Origin of the sequence: Maribacter spongiicola, assembly GCF_052119685.1 — a bacterium.
Classification (GTDB): Bacteria; Bacteroidota; Bacteroidia; order Flavobacteriales; family Flavobacteriaceae; genus Maribacter; species Maribacter spongiicola_A.
The window spans coordinates 102,985-122,705 of record NZ_JBGQOO010000007.1 but is presented as its reverse complement, the minus strand read 5'-3'; the positions used below and the strand labels follow the sequence as shown (position 1 = coordinate 122,705).

Below are 19,721 nucleotides of genomic sequence, written 5' to 3'. Positions count from 1 at the left end.
GCTTTTTGCTTGATGGATGATATTCTTGCTTGTAGTGTAGTGCATAGAAATAGCATCCGCTACTGAGAATTAAGTATAGAAATACGAAGCTTATTCTCAATTTGACAATTGTACTTCTTATGAAATGCTAATAAAATCTTAAAATCAACAATTGCCCAACAAAATGTTTAATTTTAGAGAAGACTAACATCAAACTATCAAAATGAAAAAGCACCTTACCAATGCTGGCATTCTCATGCTGGCATGTTTCCTATTACCTTTATCCTTACTAGCTCAAAAAAGGAGTAAAACTCAAAACAACGCACCAATATATCCAGAAGAATTATACTCTAGTTTAGAGTATCGTTCCATAGGTCCATATCGGGGTGGGCGTTCTGCAGCCGTAACCGGCGTACCTGGCGAGCCTAATCTATTTTATTTCGGCGCAGCTGGTGGTGGAGTATGGAAAACCTTAGATGGCGGACGTACTTGGGATAATATATCCGATGGATATTTTGGAGGTAGTATTGGTGCCGTTGAGGTTGCCAAAAGCGACCCGAATGTTATCTATGTAGGTGGAGGAGAAAAAACCCTAAGAGGAAATGTCTCGTCTGGTTACGGAGTTTGGAAAACCGAAGATGGGGGTAAAACATGGACTTCTGCTGGTTTAGAGAAAAGTAGACATGTACCTAGACTTCGTGTGCACCCAACAGATTATAATACGGTATATGCCGCTGTATTAGGTGATATTTATAAACCGACCAAAGACCGCGGAATTTATAAAAGTACCGACGGTGGCAAAAATTGGAAGCAGGTTTTGTTTGTAAACGAACAAGCAGGGGCTGTTGATTTAACTTTCGATCCAAATAACCCTAGAATTTTATATGCTTCTACATGGCATGCACAACGTACACCTTATAGTTTAATTAGTGGTGGTGATGGTTCTGCTTTATGGAAGAGTGTGGATAGCGGTGAAACTTGGACAGAAATTTCTAAGAACGAAGGTTTTCCAACAGATACATTAGGGATTATTGGCGTAGCAGTTTCTCCAAAAAACTCTGAACGTGTTTGGGCAATTGTAGAGAATAAGGAAAAGGGAGGTTTATACCGTTCTGAAGATGGTGGTAAAACATGGTCTGTTGTAAATGAAGAACGTAAAATTCGCCAAAGAGCTTGGTATTACACTAGGGTTTATGCCGATACACAAGACGAAGATGTAGTTTATGTGCTAAATGTAAATTACCATAAGTCTACCGATGGCGGTAAGTCATTCAATACTTTTAATGCCCCACATGGGGATCATCACGATTTATGGATATCTCCAGAAGATTCGCAACGTATGATTATTGGCGATGATGGTGGCGCACAAATTTCTTATGATGGTGGCGAAACTTGGAGTACCTATTACAACCAACCTACGGCACAATTCTACCGTGTAACTACAGATAACTCTTTCCCATACAGAATATATGTTGCACAACAAGACAATTCTACTTTACGTATAGATCATAGAAGTGATGAAAATTCTATTGGTGATGGCAATTGGGAAGAAACCGCTGGTGGTGAATCTGCTTGGATTGCTGTCGACCCTAAAGACAACGATATTGTTTATGGTGGTAGTTATGACGGATTCTTAACTCGTGTTAATCATAAAAAGAAAACAGTAAGGGGTATAAACGTTTGGCCTGATAACCCTATGGGTGCAGGCGCAGAAGCAATGAAGTATCGTTTTCAATGGAATTTCCCTATTCTGTTCAGTAGACATAATCCGAAGAAATTATACACCTTTTCTAACTATGTACATGTTACAGAAAACGAAGGGCAAAGCTGGAAAGTATTAAGTGGAGATTTAACTAGAAACGACCCAACTAAATTAGGTTCTAGTGGCGGACCAATAACACAAGATAATACGAGTGTTGAGTATTATTGTACCATTTTTACCGCAAATGAGAGTCCGTTAAAAGAAGGAATTCTTTGGGTAGGTAGTGATGACGGATTAATTCATGTTTCAAAAGATTCTGGTGCTACTTGGGAGAATGTTACTCCGCCAAATATGCCAGAGTGGAATATGATTAATAGTATTGATCCTTCTAATTTTGATGAGGGTACATGCTATGTAGCCGCTACTAGATATAAGTTGGGCGATTTTCAGCCATACTTATACAAAACAACGGATTACGGTAAAACCTGGGCAAAAATAACGAACGGTATTCCTTCAGAACATTTTACAAGAGTAGTACGTGAAGACCCAAAGAAGAAGGGTTTACTTTATGCCGGTACAGAAACCGGTATGTATGTGTCATTCAATGACGGTGCTAGTTGGACTCCTTTTCAATTGAATTTACCAATTGTACCTATTACCGATCTTACTATTAAAGATGATAATTTAATTGTAGCTACCCAAGGGCGTAGTCTTTGGATTATTGATGACTTAACGGTGCTTCATCAATTAGATGAAAGTAAAAAGAATGCGAATACCGTTTTGTTCAAACCAAAAGATTCATACCGCACAAAAGGTAGAGCATCTAAAAAACCTTCTAAAACTGCTGGTCAGAATTTAGAGAATGGTGTAATCACTCATTTTCTGATGAAAAACTATACAGAGAAAGATTCGGTTCAGTTAACGTATACAAGTATGGCTGGTGATACATTGGCAAATTATAGTACTTCTGCCAAGAAAAAAGACAAGAAGTTAGAAGTGAAGAAAGGCGGAAACACTTTTGTATGGGATACTCGTGGTAAAGGAGCTGAGAAACTAGAAGGAATGATTTTCTGGTGGGCAAGTTTTGACGGTGCTAAAGCGGTACCTGGTGATTATAAAGTCCATTTGAATGTGAATGGAACTAATAGTAGCGAAACATTTACCATTTTACCCGATCCAAGAGCAGAAAGTTCGGTAGCTCAAATGCAAGAGCAGTTCGATTTTATTACAGATATCAATACGACTATTGAAAATGCGCATCAATCTATAAAGAAGATTAGAAATGTTACCAAGCAACTGAATTCATTTACTGAGCAGTATAAAGATGATTATAGAACCAAAGATTTGGTCGAAAAGGCAAAAGCCATGAAAGACAAACTTGGTGAAGTAGAAAAAGCATTGTATCAAACTCAAAATAGAAGTGGTCAAGATCCATTGAACTTCCCTATTAAATTGACCAATAAATTGGGTCATTTAAATAGTTTGGTTTCCATAGATGATTTCCCGCCAACAGAGCAAGATATCGCTGTGAAGAATGAATTGACAACAGCGATCAATAAAGAACTTGAAATTTTTAATAACGTAATCTCGTCAGAGCTTCAAGAATTTAATAAAGGTTTTAACGAGCTTAAATTGAATTACTTGTTCATTGATGAAAGTAAGTAAAATACAGTTTTGTCATTACTAAATGTCACATTGAGCGCAGTCGAAATGCCTTGGTTCTATAACTCTTGGTTCTCGACTGCACTCATATTTTGAATAAAAACCAAAACAACATTCAAACAAACTATCATGAAAAAACAACTACTCTTGTTTATGGCGGTGCTTGCAACCACCATAACTTTTGCGCAGACAGCGAATGATTATTTTGAACCCTTAAAATTTAGAAATATTGGTCCGTTTAGAGGTGGGCGTTCCGTAACTGCTACAGGAGTTATTGGCGACCCTATGACGTATTATATGGGCACAACTGGTGGCGGAGTTTGGAAAACAGAATCTGCAGGGCAACGTTGGGAGAATATTTCTGATGGTTTTTTTGAATTAGGGTCGGTAGGCGCAGTTTCTGTGTCGGCATCCAATTCGAATATTGTTTATGTGGGTATGGGCGAACACGCGCCACGTGGGGTAATGACATCTTACGGAGACGGAGTATATAAATCTACTGATGCCGGTAAAACATGGAAGAAAATGGGTCTTGAAAAAACTCAGCATATTTCACGAATTATCATCCATCCTACAAATCCTAATATTGTTTATGTGGCTGCGCAAGGTGCTCTTTTTGAAGGCAATGCCGAACGTGGTATTTATAAATCAATTGATGGCGGTAAAACGTGGACAAACACCTTATTCGTAAACAATCTTACGGGAGCTTCTGAACTTTCTATGGATGCTAGCTATCCTGAAATTATGTATGCTGCCATGTGGGAACATCAACGTATGCCAAACATGGTTGTAAGTGGAGGACCAGGTAGCGGACTTTATAAATCTACGGACGCAGGAGATACTTGGAAAAAAATTCATGAAGGTTTACCGGAGGAGAAAGGGAAAATGGCTATTGCCGTTAGTCCGTCTAATTCCGATAAGGTATATGCATTAATTGAAAGTGATTCAGATGCCGATAAAGGCGGATTATTCGTTTCTAACGATGCAGGTGAGTCTTGGTCAATGGTAAGTGGAGATAATAGATTGGTACAGCGTGCTTGGTACTATATAGAGATTTTTGTGGATCCTAATGATGAAGATACCGTGTATGTATTAAGTGCACCGGCATTACGTTCTGAAGATGGTGGAAAAACCTGGGAAGATCTAGATGTTGCACATGGCGATACACACGATTTATGGATCAACCCTAACAACTCTAAAAATATGATATTGGCAGATGATGGTGGCGCATCTGTTTCTTTTGATTATGCCAAAACGTGGTCTACACAAAGCAATATGCCTACTGCACAGTTTTATAGAATCAGCGTAGATAATTTATTTCCTTATAATATTTATGGTGGTCAGCAAGATAATAGATCGGTAAGAATAGCAAGTTTGTCTACCGGAAGTGGCAGTATTACTGCAAGAGATTGGGCAGATTCTGCAGGTGGTGAAAGTGCCTTTTTAGCATTTGATCCAGATAACCCAAGATATGTAATGGGGGGGCAGTATTTAGGGACTGTTGAAGTTATGGATATGGAGTCTAAAGCTGCAACGCAGATTATGCAAGCACCTATTCAATATTTAGGTCGTGAGGCGCGAGACATGAAATACTTGTTTAATTGGAACGCTCCTATTATTGCTTCTACTCATGAACTCGGGACTTTTTATCATGGGGCCCAATTTGTATTTAGAACTAGGGATATGGGGCTTACTTGGGATAAAATATCTGATGATCTTACCCGAGATATCGATGCAAAACAAGGCAACGGTGGTGGACCATATACGAACGAGGCTGTAGGTGCTGAGAACTATGGTACGCTTGCTTATATTTTAGAATCGCCACACGAAAAAGGATACATCTGGACAGGTAGTGATGACGGATTGGTGCATTTAACCAAAAATGGTGGCGAAACTTGGGAAAATGTAACACCTAAAGGTTTAAAAGAGTGTTTGATCAATGCAATTGAGGTTTCTCCGCATGATCCTGCCACTGCTTACATTGCTACAACTAGATATAAGTTTAATGACTACACACCAGGTTTTTATAAAACAACCGATTATGGAAAAACTTGGACTGCAATCAATTCCGGAATTCCATACGGTGCTTTTACTCGTGTAGTTCGTGAAGACGAGTTTAATAAGGATTTATTGTATGCAGGTACGGAAAAGGGTATCTATGCTTCTTGGAATGGCGGTAAATCTTGGGAGCCTTTTCAATTGAATTTACCAAAGACTCCAATTACAGATTTAAAGGTTCACAAAGGTGATTTGGTAGTAGCTACATCGGGTCGTTCATTTTGGATTCTTGATGATGTTGTTGCTCTTGGGCAGTATCAACCTTCAAAAAAGGGACTTCAGATTTTGAAACCAAAAGATGCCTACAATGGTTCTTGGGGGAGCCCATTGAGTGGCAATTCTGATAAATTTACCGGTAGCGATGCTTTTGAAGGTATTAATCCTGCTAACGGAGTAGTGCTATATTACGAGCTGCCTAAATTGAAAGATAGTACTGCAATTGCCTTAGAAATATCAGATGCTAAAGGAAAAGTAATTAGAACTATAAGCTCAGAAAAAGACCCTAGTTATATTCCTCATAATGGTGGTGGCGCTCCACCTGCACCGGTTTTAAGCAAAGAAGAAGGGTTAAACCGTTTTGTTTGGGATATGAAATACCCAATTATGCCCGGTATACCAGGTGTTTATATTGAGGCAGGTTTTAGCGGACATAAAGTATCTCCTGGTACGTATACTTTTAAATTAAAGGTTGATGGCCAAACAGTTTCAACTACAGGTACAATTAATGAAGTACCTACCTATATAACAAAACCTGGTCAGTACGAAGAATATGATGCTTTTATGACAACTGCTGAAGCAGAATTGACCGAAATGCACAATATGATCAATCAACTATATGCTGCACAAAACGATTTAGCGGAAGTGTTGAAAAAGGTAACTGATGCAAATGCGAAATCAGCTGGAGAAAAATTATTAGCAGACATGAAAACATGGGATGGCGATATGGTACAGCGTAAGTCTCAAGCGTATGATGATGTTGAGAATTTCCCTAATAAGTTTTCTGCCGAATATATATTTATGATTAATCAGACCAATAGTGATATTCCAAGATTGAATAAAGCGAGTAAAGACCGTAAGGCTGAATTAGACGCGCAATGGACCGGTTTAAAAGCCAAGGGAAAGCAATTTATCAACACTGCTATACCTGCTTATAATAAAACGTTATGGGAAGCGGGAGTTGGCGCTATAAGATTATAAACTAAGTTCTGTTCGCTTTTGTTAACTTTGGGCTTAGTTTAAGACTAGAATTGAGAAATAAGAATTGAGAAAAGAGAAATGAGTTTTACACTTGAACTTGTTTCTTGCTCTTGAACTTTTATTTTGCACTTGCACTTGCACTTGCACTTGTTTCTTGCTCTTGAACTTGAATTTGTTTTTTAACTCTATGACAGAATATTACAACTATATAAAATCCCTGCATCTCATCTTCGTAATAACTTGGTTTGCAGGGCTTTTTTATATACCTAGGCTGTTCATTTATCATATTGAAGCCACTCAAAAACCTTCTCCTGAAAAGGAAATTCTTTCAAAGCAATTAAAGTTAATGACCAAACGATTGTGGTATATCATCACATGGCCCTCTTCAATATTGGCAACTTTTTTTGCAATTTGGTTACTGATTATTTATCCGGGATGGTTATCGCAACCCTGGATGCACGTAAAACTTGGGTTCGTTTTGTTGTTGATTCTTTACCATTTGAAAAACCATCAAATTTTCAAGAAGTTTCAACGCGATGATATTCAGTATACTTCTAAATTCATGCGTATATGGAATGAAGGTGCTACGCTGATTTTATTTGCTATTGTGTTTTTAGTGATTTTGAAAAGCTCCTTTAATTGGATTTTCGGAGTGGTAGGTATTATAGTTTTAGGTATACTTTTAATGCTGGGGATAAAGCTATATAAGAGAATTCGAAATAAAAATCCGGAAGCATAACTACTTGAAAATTAAAGTATGATTCTAATTTTTTAGAATTTAGGAAATAAGTGATTTTCTAGCATTTTGTGCTGCAATTTTAGCCTTTGGAAGAATTAGTTTAAAAGTAGCTCCTTTGCCTTCTCCTTCTGATTCTGCGATAATGGTACCGCCATGTGAAATCGCTATTTGTTTTACCATATAGAGCCCTAAACCTGTACCTTTTACATTATCGTGAAAACGTTCGAAAGGTGTAAAAAGCTTTTTTAGAGCTCCCTCATGCATACCTGACCCATTATCGATAACCATAAAGCTGTTCGTGTCACCATTATCTTCGTACGTGACTCTTATTTTTGGGTTTTCTTGGTTGCCCATATATTTAATGGCATTATCTAAGAAATTACCAAAAACTTGAAGTATTCTATTGCGGTCACCAAAAATATCGGGCATATTTTCAGTAATTGAAAGCTCTATATTGAGCTGTTTCAGTTTGCCCTTAATTAAATTTCTTGATAGGTCTAATAGTTCGTTGGTTTTTAGCAACTCATTTTTGTTGTCGATTTTTCCTAGTCTGGCAATTTCTGTAATATCAGAAATTAATTCGTTCATATTGTTGCAAGAAACATCGATAAGGCTCAAGTATTCGGCTAGACCTGGGTGGTCTTCTAACGATACTTCTAAAGGTATTAGACTTGCGAGTCCTCTAATGTTACCTAACGGACTTTTTAAATCGTGAGAAACGGCATACGTAAATCGTTGAATTTCCTCGTTTTTAGATGCTAAGTTGTCTGCAGCTTCTACTAGTTTGTTTTTTTGAAATTGTAATTCTTTGGTACGTTCATCAACCTTCAACTCTAGTCTTCGTTGATTTTTTCGAATATTTAGTAGTTTAACATGTTGCGCGATATAAAATAATAATAAAACAAGCACAATCATTAATGTTTTGAACCACCAAGTTTGCCAATAAGGTGGGGTAACAGTTAAATGAAGATCTATTTCGTTGTCGACCCAAACTCCGTCAGAATTGGTAGATTTCATCCTTAATATATATTCTCCAGGATTTAAGTTTGTGTATGTTGCTGTAGGATTATTACCTACATAATTCCAGTCTTTTTCAAAACCTTCAAGGTAAAATGCATAATTAACACTTTCTGGATGTCTAAAGTTAAGGGCTTTAAAATCTATATTAATTACAGATTGGTCGTAGTTAAAGGTTAACGAGTCTACTTGACCAATATCTTTATTTAATACTCCAAAGTCATCATTAGGTAGTACGGGCTTATTGAAAATTTTTAATCCAGAAACAAAGAGGGTAAGCGTATCTTTTCGTTTTTCAACATCACTAGCAGTAAAAATATTAAAGCCGTTAATACCACCAAATATATATTCGCCTTTTTTTGTTGTTATGGATGAACTTGCAATAAATTCTTTAGACTGAAGACCATCACCTACATCGTAATTAATTGTTTTTCCAGTATTCATGTCATATCTAATGATACCTTCTTCAGTGCTTAACCACAAATGTTTTTTCTGGTCATCTATGATACTTTTAATAGCATCGTTTTTTAAACCATCATTCTTAGAAATCACTGTAAACGAATCGTTTTGTGGATTATACTTATGAAGTCCGCCTTGGGTACCAACCCAAATGTTATCTTCATGATCTTGAATTATGGCATTAATAAAACTATTACTTAAAGAGTTTTTGGTATGATAATGAACAGTTGAATATTCGTCACCATTTTCTGTTATTTTAAATAAACCGGTGTTCAAGGTACCAACCCAAATATTACCTTGATTATCTTCAAAAATCAGGTATATGGAGTTAATTATACTACCATCAATTTCTGATTTCAGCGTTATATCTCGGTGAGTTTTTGTTTTAGGATCATACACTTGCACTCCTGCAAAGTAGTTTACTATCCAAATTCTTTCTTTTTTATCTTTTAAAAGGTCAATTATTATGTTTGATTTTAAAAATGAATTCTCTGAAGTTAGTACACTGTTTTTTTTTGTTTTTGTATTGAGTATGGCTATACCATTTGTCCATGTTCCCGCCCATAACTCGTCATCTTTAGTCTGTAATATTGAAAGAACTACATCACTGGGAAAAGTTTTATTAGTTAGTGAATAGTTGTCAAATGTATTTGAAGATCGGTCCCAGTAATCTATTCCACCGCCATCTGTGCCAATCCAAAGGTTGCCCTTGTCGTCTTCGGTAAAGCAATTCACTAATTTGTTACTTAGCGATTTAGGGTTGAATGGGTCAGAATTTATATGTTTAAATTTAAAATATTCTTTATCGTAAAAATTTAGTCCGCTTTTGTAAGGCGCTATCCACATTGTGCCATTGCGAGCACATAATAAAGCCCATATAGAATTTCCAGAAATGGAATTTGGTCTTGTAACACTGTACTCAATATGTCTTATTAAATCTAGATTTTCATCGTAAATATGTAAACCGTTATTTTCGGTGCCTATCCACAATTCGTTATCTAACGTTTTTTCTAAAGAGCGTATACCAAAATAAGGGCTAACATCTTTTTCTTTGGTGATACTAATTGAATTTTCTTCTATGACCAAACTAAATAGCGATCCCCTCCCTGATCCTATTAAAAAAGAATTATCTGATGAATTTATACCGGTAACCATCTCTTCCGTTTGTAAAACTTCACTAATAATCTCCATCTCAGAATTTAGTAGTAAGGTATTATATGTGAATACCACAAGAATACGGTTAGCATCTAAAACTTCAACTTTAACAACTTTGTTAAGTCGTGGGTTTTCAACTTTAATGTGTTCATTAGGTGGAGAAAAATGTTTTACTTTTCCGGTTTCTATTTCGTATCTATAAACACCACTAGACTCTGAACCTAACCAAAGTATGCCATTTTTCTTTGCTATAGTCTCAAATACTTCATTTTTGATAGTTTCACCTTCATTGATTAACGGGTAAGGAGTTATAATATTTAAACTACGATCATAAAGACTAATTCCTTCATTTGTGCCAATAATAATATTTTGACCATCTTCATATAATGCCACAATATATTCATGGTTGAGCCCAGTTTTACCATCAAGACTTTTGGTGTAGATTTCAAAATCTTTTCCATCATATCTGTTGAGTCCATTTCTGGTGCCTATCCAAATAAAACCAAAACTATCCTCTAAGAAAACGGTAGCAGTGCTTTGAGACATACCGTCTTGAATATGCTGAAATGTAAGCGATTCAGCGTATTGAGAATGTAGCGTTATAGAGGTGCAAAGGGCAATGAATATCGTGAATAACGTTAAAAGTGACTTATATAGCATGCCTGAATTTGATATAAAAAATAAATTACAACATAGTATTAACGTAAATAAATGTAAGAAATTACTTCCAAACATTATTTATCATGAAATTTTAACTTTTATTTCAAAATAATTGATTTTAGAAATGAGTTTAAAAATTATATCTAAGTGATATATGATTTGATTTAATCAATTTACAATGGATTAATCCGCTATTTCATAAGTGTCACGGACTTAATTCATTTTCCTATTAGGTATCCGATGATATCTGTTCCACTTTAACAAGTTGCTCTGTGGGATATACGAGCGGACCAAATTGATTGAAAATAGCAACATCGGCAGCATCACGACCAAAACCAAGAATAACATACCCACCAGGCGAATTTATTTGTGTTGCATCAAATGTATACCATCGATCTCCAACATAAGCTTCAAACCAAGCATGCATGTCCATAGGCTCTAAGCCATAAAGATAACCAACAACAATACGGGCAGGAATGCTTAAACTGCGGCACAAGGCAATTCCCAAGTGAGCAAAATCTCGACAAACACCAAACCTTCTAATATTAACCTGACTTGCAGATAGTGGCTGATTATTGCTTCCTGGTAAATAGCTAATATTGTCACGCAACCAATTGGTAATTGCAGAAACTTGATTATAACCGTATAAATGACCATTAGTTATACTTGAACTCATTTCATAAAAGCAATCAGATTCGCAGTATCTGCTTGGTAATAGGTAACTAAGAACAGCGTCTGGTAAATTCTGTATATCTACAAATGATGCGCCAAAACCTTGGTCTATAAAATTTGAGGTTACAATTTCTGAAGAGGTAGATATTAAGAACTGCCCTGGTTGAGCAATTAATCGTTGACATAGATTACCGTAGTTGTCGGTAAACTCAATAACTGGAATGCTCGGGGTAATTTTATATTCCTCTCTTTCTACCCATTGTTGGCTGCCACTACGCGGTCTCAACATAAGAATAAATGGTGTTGGCTCAGAAATCTCGAACTTTATATTGCAACTGGTACGTAAACGCATATATCTGAATTTTTGAATACTTTAATTATGGCGCATTGACGAACCTAGTATTGAAGATAACATTTAAAGTAACACCTTATACTTCTCGCCATTAAACCTTAAAAGCATATTTGATATTTTTGGTTCGATATTTGTTAACTTTAAACGAAATAATTGAATCTTGCTAACAAGAGTATCTTTACGGTCACGCATTTTTTTATCCATGATATTTTTGGTGCTTATTGCATCGGTATTGATTGCGGGTGTTACGGTATACCAATATCGTGAACAGTCTAAAGATTACCATGAAAATAGAATGGAGCGTAAAGAGGAACAGATACGCCAAAGTATTGACCTTGCCATTCAGAAAACGACCTATCCGGTTACTACCGAAAATCTAGACCTTATTTTTAAAAATGAAATTTATGAGATTGCAGTGGTGCAAAACATGAATTTTAACATCTACAGCTTAGATGGGGAACTAATAAAAAGTTCACGTCCAAAATTTGCCAATGATTCTATTTCAATGTGTTTAGATGCTGAGGTATTGAACAAATTGGAGATTAGTCCAAATAAACATTATATACTTGAAAACGCTTTGGCAGGAGATAAATACAAAGCTTCTTTCTCTTATATCGCTGATCAAAAATTTAAACCCATAGGTATTCTTAATCTACCTTATTTTGAAGATAATTCATTCAACGATTATGAGTTAAAAGAGTTTTTATTTCGACTATCTGGAGTGTATTTATTGATGTTGCTCATGGCAATTGCTTTTGCATTTTTTATATCGAAGTATATTACTCGATCGTTAGAGACCATTTCTACGATGATGGGGAAAACAAACTTGAACAAACAGAACAAGAAAATTTATATAGACAACCCAGGCGAAGAGATTGAAAAGCTAATTGACGCTTATAATGGTATGATAGATGAGCTTGGGCAAAGTGCGGCAAAATTAGCACGTAGCGAACGTGAGCAGGCATGGCGCGAAATGGCAAAACAGGTGGCGCATGAAATCAAGAATCCGTTGACACCTATGCGATTAACGGTACAAAGTTTTGAACGCAAGTTTGATCCAAGCGACCCGCAGATACATGAAAAATTAAGGGAATATTCCGATACCTTAATTCAGCAAATAGATACCATGAGCAGCATTGCCTCAGCTTTTTCAAATTTTGCCGAAATGCCAGCGCAACAAAACGAAACGTTGAACGTGGTAAAAATCGTGAAATTGGCTTTAGATATTTTCAATGAAGATTACATACATTTCATCGCAGATGAAGAAGAAATAATTGCGAAATTAGACCGTACACAACTAATACGTGTGGTAACCAATTTGGTAAAAAATGCAATTCAGGCTGTGCCAGATGTAGCATCGCCAAGAGTTTTGGTCAGTGTAGCATCTGAAGGTGATATGGTTAAAATATCTGTGGCAGATAATGGTCATGGAATTGAAAAGGATAATGAAGAAAAAATATTTGAACCTAAATTTACTACCAAGACTAGCGGTATGGGATTAGGTTTAGGTATGGTAAAAAATATTGTAGAAACATATAAGGGTACGATCAAATTCACGTCTCATTTAGGTAAGGGTACAGTATTCTGTGTAAAGTTTCCGAAAGAGAATATATAAATCAACAAAACAACAACAATGTCATACGAAACAATTCTTATAGATAGAGAAGCAACAACGGCAATAGTGACGATCAATCGTCCGAATAAATTAAATGCATTAAATAAACAAACTATTGGCGAGCTGCAAGAAGCTTTTAAAGCGTTGCAAAAAGATAAAAGCGTTAAAGCCATTATTTTAACCGGTAGTGGAGAAAAGGCATTCGTAGCGGGTGCAGATATTTCAGAGTTTTCTGATTTTAGTGAAAAGGAAGGAAAGAAGCTAGCGGCAAAAGGTCAAAAGCAATTATTCAATTTTGTAGAGAATTTAAATACGCCTGTTATTGCAGCAGTAAATGGATTCGCTTTAGGTGGCGGATTAGAATTGGCAATGGCATGTCATTTTAGAGTGGCAAGCGATAATGCAAAAATGGGACTGCCAGAAGTTTCTTTAGGTGTTATACCTGGTTATGGTGGTACACAACGTTTACCGCAGTTAGTAGGTAAAGGTAGAGCTATGGAGATGATTATGACCGCGGGTATGATTACTGCAGAACAAGCACATGCTTACGGTCTGGTAAATCATGTAACTACACAAGAAGAATTATTGCCGTTGTGCCATAAAATTATATCAAGAATAACCAATAACTCATCTGTAGCCATTGCTCATGCAATAAAAGCGGTAAATGCTGGTTTTAAGAATACTGTAAATGGTTATGAGCAGGAAATTGAAGCCTTTGGTGCTTGCTTCGGTACAGATGATTTTGCCGAAGGTACTACTGCATTTTTAGAAAAAAGAAAGGCAAATTTTCCGGGTTCATGACATAAACCAAATTGGTTATGTTTAAACGTAGCGCATTCTTATTCTTGTTCCTCATTAATGTTGTTAGTTCTTTTGCGCAAGAAGAACTTGTATCATATACTATTGGCGAAAAATTTCACGATAAATATAGATACTCTAACATGCTTGCTATCGCAGATGATGGTAGCGAAGGTACTGTTGTGGTACGTGCCTATTATACAGGTATTATTCTAAAACCAAAAGGGTATTTTATTGAACATTATAATAAAGATTTAGAACTAGTATCTGAATATAATTATAAGCTGAAAGATGCTAATTTTATAGATGCTTACGTCCGTAATGGTCAAGTGTACTTGTTGTTTTTAGAGTATAATTATAGAAATAAGAGTTACCAATACGAAGTTCATAGAAGTCCGTTTTCACAATTTCAATTTACAAAAGAAACAATTTTGTCTATTGAGTCTGATCCCGTTGAGCAGCCTTTAGATAGAAATTTTTATAATCGAAACTTTACTTCTGGATTTACAACCTCTATTTTATTTAATGATGATAAGTCGGCTTTTGCCATAACAACACATTACAAGAAAAGAAAGGTTGATCAGCATACAATTCATGTATTCAATGCCAACTTGAATAAGTTAATGGAACATGATTTTTCTGATGAGGTAGAAGAAAAGAATTATGCATTCGAAAATATCGTCTTCTCGAAAGATTTGCAGAATGTTTATTTGGTGGGTAAGGCATATTTTAAAAAGAAACGTTTTAATCCTACTGAGCGTAAGTTTCAATATGAAATGGTTCGAATTTCGAACAGCGGTAGAAATGTACAGTCTTTTTATACTCCGGGTAAATTTCCAGAATCATTGAAGCCTATTTTTAGAGGCGATGAATTGCTTTGTATCGGTTTTTATGCGGATAGAAAAGATAATCGCTATAACGGAATTTCTTATTTCAACTTAGACCCGAGAACTTTAGAGATGAAGTCTGAAAAGTTTAATCCGTTTTCTGAGCAATTTATGATGGATAAGTTTGGGCGTGAAGATGATAAGGCGATAAAAGATTTAGTGTTTAAAGGAATGGATATCACCAAAGAGGGGAACATTCTATTTAATGCCGAAGAATATTTTACAAGTAATAGCGTACAATCTAACTCTAGCGGTGGGCGAGTTATGGTTACTAGATATCACCATAATGATATTATCAGTGCAAAGTTAAGCGCAACCGGAGATTTGGTTTGGGCTAGAAATATAAATAAAACAGAGGTTACACAGGGCGATGGTGCTTATGCATCATATAGTTCTTATACTAAAAACAATACAACATACTTTTTTATAAGTACGTCTTCAGAGAATCCGCAGCAACTGAGCGATGATCGTATCATGTTCAAACAAGGCTTAAGCAGAAACAGAAATGTGTTCTTAATTCGGTTAGACGAAAACGGTCATATGAAATACAACAAGGTAATTGATGATACCGAAGCGCGCTTGCCATTAATGGTATCTGTACCATATATTGATTACCAGAAAGATGAATTAAGGTTCTACGCTAAAAGAGGTACAAAAAAGCAATTGGTTCAAGTGGGTGTTAAATAACTTGATTGCGTGTTTTAAAATTATAAGATATTCTAATGCCAAGACCTATGGTTCTTGTATTGTAATTGTCTTTTGTGAATGATTGTGCATCAAAGTCTAATTCATTTAGTGTTTTGCCTGCATTCAAGCCATTATATATTAGGTAAAACCCATATGTGGCATTGTTGGACCACTTAGATTCTTCAATGCCTAAAGCAAAAGACCAATAGTACATTTTCGATTTAATCTTTTTTTCTAGCCTAAGATTATCTGAATCTAAAAAATTACCTGTCGCGTGTATTTTTCCGAAATGATATTTGGGGATAAAAACCACGCGAGTACCTTCTTCTTCGTAAAAGAGTTTTGGTGAAAACCCCCATACGAACCCTTCAAAGTGTTCACTTAAATAGGCGGTATATGTTGGTGGTCCTGTTTGTTCAGCATAAAGTATTTCTTGTGAGTTTAAGCCATAATAGTATGAAACATCAAACTCAGGAGCAATAAATTTGAATGAAGTCAATTCAGAGCCGAAAGTTATTTTATGAAAAATATTATCATTAAACTCTTCATCGATAAAAACATCATATTCACCATAAAGACTCGGTGTGCCTAATTGACCAAAACAATGATTACTGAGAAAAAGAAGTGCTACTAGGAATATGCTTTTCATTCTACCAAATTAGACATTTAGAGCATTGAAATGATTAAAATATATTTAAACAGGATAATTTCCATAATTTTGGATTAAATCCTATTTAATGAATTCTAATTCTTCGGTGAAAGGAAGAGGTGCCCAAAAAAATACGAGCAATAAATTTTCTGCATATAGTTACGAAACAAGAGACGATTTTCTTGAATTCTGCCGAGTAGAAGGTGAAGTTGCCGATAGAAATAAGACCCAATACCTTCCTATTTTTCCAAAAACGATAGTGAATAAAGTCACTAGTCCTGATGTGGGTATGAGTTATTCCATGAACATGTACCAAGGTTGTGAGCATGGTTGCATATATTGCTATGCTAGAAATGCCCATGAATTTTGGGGCTATAGTGCCGGATTAGATTTTGAGCGGAAAATATTGATAAAACATGATGCTCCTAAACTATTAGAAGCTAAATTGAGAAGTAAAAGTTGGAAGGCTAGTACTATTGTGCTTTCAGGTAATACAGATTGCTATCAACCTGCAGAGCAAGAATTTCAGTTAACCCGTAAGTGTTTAGAAATCTTCTTAAAATATAGGCATCCGGTGGGTATCATAACCAAAAACGCTTTGATTTTGCGTGATTTGGATATTCTAAAAGAACTGAATGAATATGGATTAATCGGTGTCAATATTTCCGTCACTTCATTATCTGAAGAAACAAGAAGAATATTAGAGCCTAGAACTACTACCATTAAGAAACGATTGGAAGCCATAAAAGTATTGTCTGAAAATGGAATTCCTGTAAATGCAATGTTAGCGCCAATTATACCGGGCATCAATAGTCACGAGATTTTGAATTTGGCAAAAGCAGTATCAGAGAATGGTGCTTTATCTATAGCATTTACCGTGGTAAGATTAAACGGAGCAATAGGTGAAATATTTACAGATTGGATCCGCAAAACGTTGCCTGATAAAGCGGAAAAGGTATTGCATCAAATTCAAGAATGCCATGGCGGTAGATTAAACGATAGCAGATTTGGATTAAGAAGTAGGGGTGACGGTATAATTGCTACTCAAATTCATGATATGGTACGTTTGGCGAAACGTAAATATTTTGAAGGTAAAACATTTCCAAAACTAAATACTACTTTACATGAAGCTTATAAAGATGGGCAGTTGAAGTTATTTTAATCCTTCATTGATGGTCTAATTAATTGAGGCTTACTTGACGTATCGTTCAGGCGTACCTTAAAATATCAGTTCAGAAGTATATCTCACGCTCTTGGGTCGAGGAGTTTAATACTTATTTCATTTTTCTGGGGTGTATTGATTGCCCAACGAGTTTCCAGTTGCCATCAATTTTCTCTAGAATCCGCATTTCGTAAGTGTAATTGGTGACGCCATCAGTAGTGGTAGATTCCTCGTCATGAGTAACCCAAGCGTTATTGCCACTTATATTCATTTTATAATTAGAATTTTTAGATGTCCCGCCTTTACCAACCAAATGTTCAGGTGGATTGATCATCATTGCCGGTGGTACATCTATACTATTCCCATCTGCCATAGAAACAAAAATTCTACTATAGGGTTGAATGGACCAGCAAGAAGCATGTGCTTCAACATCACCTGAACGCCATGAAGAAGATTCTCTCTCTAAAAGTGAAATAATTGCCTCTTCATCAGTTTGTGCGTAACTAAAAGTCATGGAGAAAAGTAGAACTAGAAAAACGTATTTCATGGGAAATTTATTTGAGTTATTTAAATATAGGTGAAATATGACTATTTCTTAAATGATTAATTTAACTATATGAAAACGAGGTAAATATTATAAATAAGTCAAAAAATTAAGGTTTTAAATTAGCAGATGAATTTAAAAAAGCGTGCAATAGGTATAGTTAAAAAATTTCTTTAGAAAGTTTTGTTAAAATAAAATCCAAAAGATACTTCTTAGCGTAGATAGGGAGAAGAAATAAATACGAGCACTATTTCTGAAAACCAAGAATACTACCAAAAACGAAATGAAAACATTAAAAGAAAATACCGAGAAATCAGAGAAGAAGTCTTTCTTCTCAAGACTTAAACATCTAATTGAAAATGCCAATGCATGGGGTATTTTTGTAATGGGTAGCACATTTGTGCTAATGTTTGGTTCAGCTTATTTAGCATACATATTACAAAATGACTTCACTCAATTACATTTAGAGAGAAGAAGCACTATGATCGGATTAATTTTTATGATCGTAGCCGCTGCTTTTTTTGTTTTTAAATTGACGTTCTTCATTTATACTTTTATCAGATTTTTAAAGTATAAGGCTATCCCTTCTGTTTCTAATGAAGAATTACCAACCGTTACGGTAATTGTACCAGCATATAATGAAGGTAAACAAGTATGGGCAACTTTGAAAAGTTTAGCCGATAGTGATTATCCAGAACACAAAATACAATTATTAGCTATCGATGATGGTAGCAAAGATGATACTTGGAACTGGATGAAAGAAGCCAAGAAAGAATTAGGTGATAGAGTTTCTATTTGTCAGCAACCAAAGAACATGGGTAAGCGTCACGCATTGTACAGAGGATTTAATGAAGGTACAGGTGAAATATTCGTAACCGTTGATAGTGATTCTATTGTTGATAAAGACACCTTAAGAAATTTAGTTAGTCCGTTCATTGTAGATAAGAATTGTGGTGCTGTTGCAGGTAACATTAGGGTTTTGAATAATGACAAGATTTTACCTAAAATGTTAGACGTAAGTTTCGCATTAAGTTTTGAGTTCGTTCGTTCTTCTGAAAGTACGTTAAATTCAGTTTTATGTACTCCTGGTGCTTTAGCAGCCTACAGAGCTACTGCAGTATTCGGTTGTTTAGATCAGTGGATCAATCAAACGTTTATGGGTCAAGCTTCAGATATTGGTGAAGATAGAGCTATGACGAACATGATTTTAAAGCAAGGTTTCCACGTATTGTTTCAAAGAAATGCATTTGCTTATACTAATGTTCCTGAAAAATATAAGGGACTTTACAAAATGTTTATTAGATGGGGTAGAAGTAATGTACGTGAGAACATTCAAATGTCTAAATATGTATTTACTAACTTTAGAAAAGGACCAAAAGCAGGTACAAGATTATTGTTCTTTAGCCAATTTTCAAGAATTGTACTTTGCTACCCATTTGTGTTATTCATGTTAGTATTTGTACTTACACATCCATTATTATTCTTAAGTTCTACTTTTGTAAGTATATTGGTTTTATCAACTTTTCCAGTATTGTTCTATGCTAAAAGATACTCGTTTTCTGAGTCTATATGGGCATATTCTTACAGCGTGCTTTTCACCTTCGGTCTTTTCTGGATCACACCTTATGCAATTGTAACAGCCAGTAGAAGTGGTTGGTTAACTAGAGAGTTGCCACAGAAGTAGTAGTAAAATATATAAAATGTAAAAAGGGTCTCCATGTAAATGG

12 protein-coding genes are annotated in these 19,721 nt (G+C 35.5%); 8 read left to right on the top strand and 4 right to left on the bottom strand.

What is annotated here, in order from left to right; all coding sequences use genetic code 11:
• Nucleotides 1-235 precede the first annotated feature (235 nt).
• From ACEN2N_RS12470 to ACEN2N_RS12460, 3 genes are all read left to right on the top strand, one after another.
• Complete coding sequence (locus ACEN2N_RS12470) at nt 236-3,346, top strand: WD40/YVTN/BNR-like repeat-containing protein (RefSeq protein WP_441824662.1); 3,111 nt, start codon at nt 236-238, stop codon at nt 3,344-3,346.
• Nucleotides 3,347-3,472: 126 nt separating this feature from the next.
• A complete protein-coding gene (locus ACEN2N_RS12465; protein WP_441824631.1) occupies nt 3,473-6,598 on the top strand; it encodes a VPS10 domain-containing protein in 3,126 nt (1,041 codons plus the stop codon).
• A 187-nt stretch (nt 6,599-6,785) separates the two neighbouring features.
• Nucleotides 6,786-7,337 (top strand): CopD family protein, encoded by a 552-nt coding sequence (locus ACEN2N_RS12460; RefSeq protein ID WP_441824630.1) that lies wholly within the window; start codon nt 6,786-6,788, stop codon nt 7,335-7,337.
• Nucleotides 7,338-7,376: 39 nt separating this feature from the next.
• On the opposite strand, the gene ACEN2N_RS12455 is transcribed toward ACEN2N_RS12460, so the two are convergent.
• Nucleotides 7,377-10,628, bottom strand: a complete 3,252-nt coding sequence (locus ACEN2N_RS12455; RefSeq protein WP_441824629.1) for a ligand-binding sensor domain-containing protein — start codon at nt 10,626-10,628, stop codon at nt 7,377-7,379.
• 229 nt (nt 10,629-10,857) lie between these two features.
• On the bottom strand, nt 10,858-11,652 hold the full coding sequence (locus ACEN2N_RS12450; RefSeq protein WP_441824628.1) for a transglutaminase domain-containing protein: 795 nt from the start codon (nt 11,650-11,652) through the stop codon (nt 10,858-10,860).
• A 202-nt stretch (nt 11,653-11,854) separates the two neighbouring features.
• On the opposite strand from ACEN2N_RS12450, the gene ACEN2N_RS12445 reads away from it, so the two are divergent.
• Genes ACEN2N_RS12445 through ACEN2N_RS12435 form a run of 3 tightly spaced genes read left to right on the top strand, consistent with a single transcriptional unit; the run spans nt 11,855 to nt 15,639 of the window.
• Entirely contained in the window at nt 11,855-13,267 is a 1,413-nt protein-coding gene (locus ACEN2N_RS12445; protein ID WP_441824661.1) for a sensor histidine kinase, read from the top strand.
• Nucleotides 13,268-13,285: 18 nt separating this feature from the next.
• Entirely contained in the window at nt 13,286-14,068 is a 783-nt protein-coding gene (locus ACEN2N_RS12440; RefSeq protein ID WP_441824627.1) for an enoyl-CoA hydratase/isomerase family protein, read from the top strand.
• A 17-nt stretch (nt 14,069-14,085) separates the two neighbouring features.
• Complete coding sequence (locus ACEN2N_RS12435) at nt 14,086-15,639, top strand: hypothetical protein (protein ID WP_441824626.1); 1,554 nt, start codon at nt 14,086-14,088, stop codon at nt 15,637-15,639.
• On the opposite strand, the gene ACEN2N_RS12430 is transcribed toward ACEN2N_RS12435, so the two are convergent.
• Entirely contained in the window at nt 15,632-16,288 is a 657-nt protein-coding gene (locus ACEN2N_RS12430) for a hypothetical protein (RefSeq protein WP_441824625.1), read from the bottom strand. The two genes, ACEN2N_RS12435 and ACEN2N_RS12430, sit on opposite strands and share 8 nt — an antisense overlap.
• An 88-nt stretch (nt 16,289-16,376) precedes the next feature.
• Between ACEN2N_RS12430 and ACEN2N_RS12425 the strand changes: the two genes are divergently transcribed.
• Nucleotides 16,377-17,450 carry a PA0069 family radical SAM protein gene (locus tag ACEN2N_RS12425; RefSeq protein ID WP_441824624.1) on the top strand — a complete coding sequence of 358 codons (1,074 nt, stop codon included), beginning with the start codon at nt 16,377-16,379 and terminating at the stop codon, nt 17,448-17,450.
• A gap of 112 nt (nt 17,451-17,562) precedes the next feature.
• Here ACEN2N_RS12425 and ACEN2N_RS12420 read toward each other — a convergent pair whose 3' ends face one another.
• A complete protein-coding gene (locus ACEN2N_RS12420) occupies nt 17,563-17,997 on the bottom strand; it encodes an endo-arabinase (RefSeq protein ID WP_441824623.1) in 435 nt (144 codons plus the stop codon).
• Between the two features lie 280 nt (nt 17,998-18,277).
• Between ACEN2N_RS12420 and ACEN2N_RS12415 the strand changes: the two genes are divergently transcribed.
• Nucleotides 18,278-19,678, top strand: coding sequence for a glycosyltransferase (locus ACEN2N_RS12415; RefSeq protein ID WP_441824622.1), 1,401 nt, complete (start codon nt 18,278-18,280; stop codon nt 19,676-19,678).
• Nucleotides 19,679-19,721 lie beyond the last annotated feature (43 nt).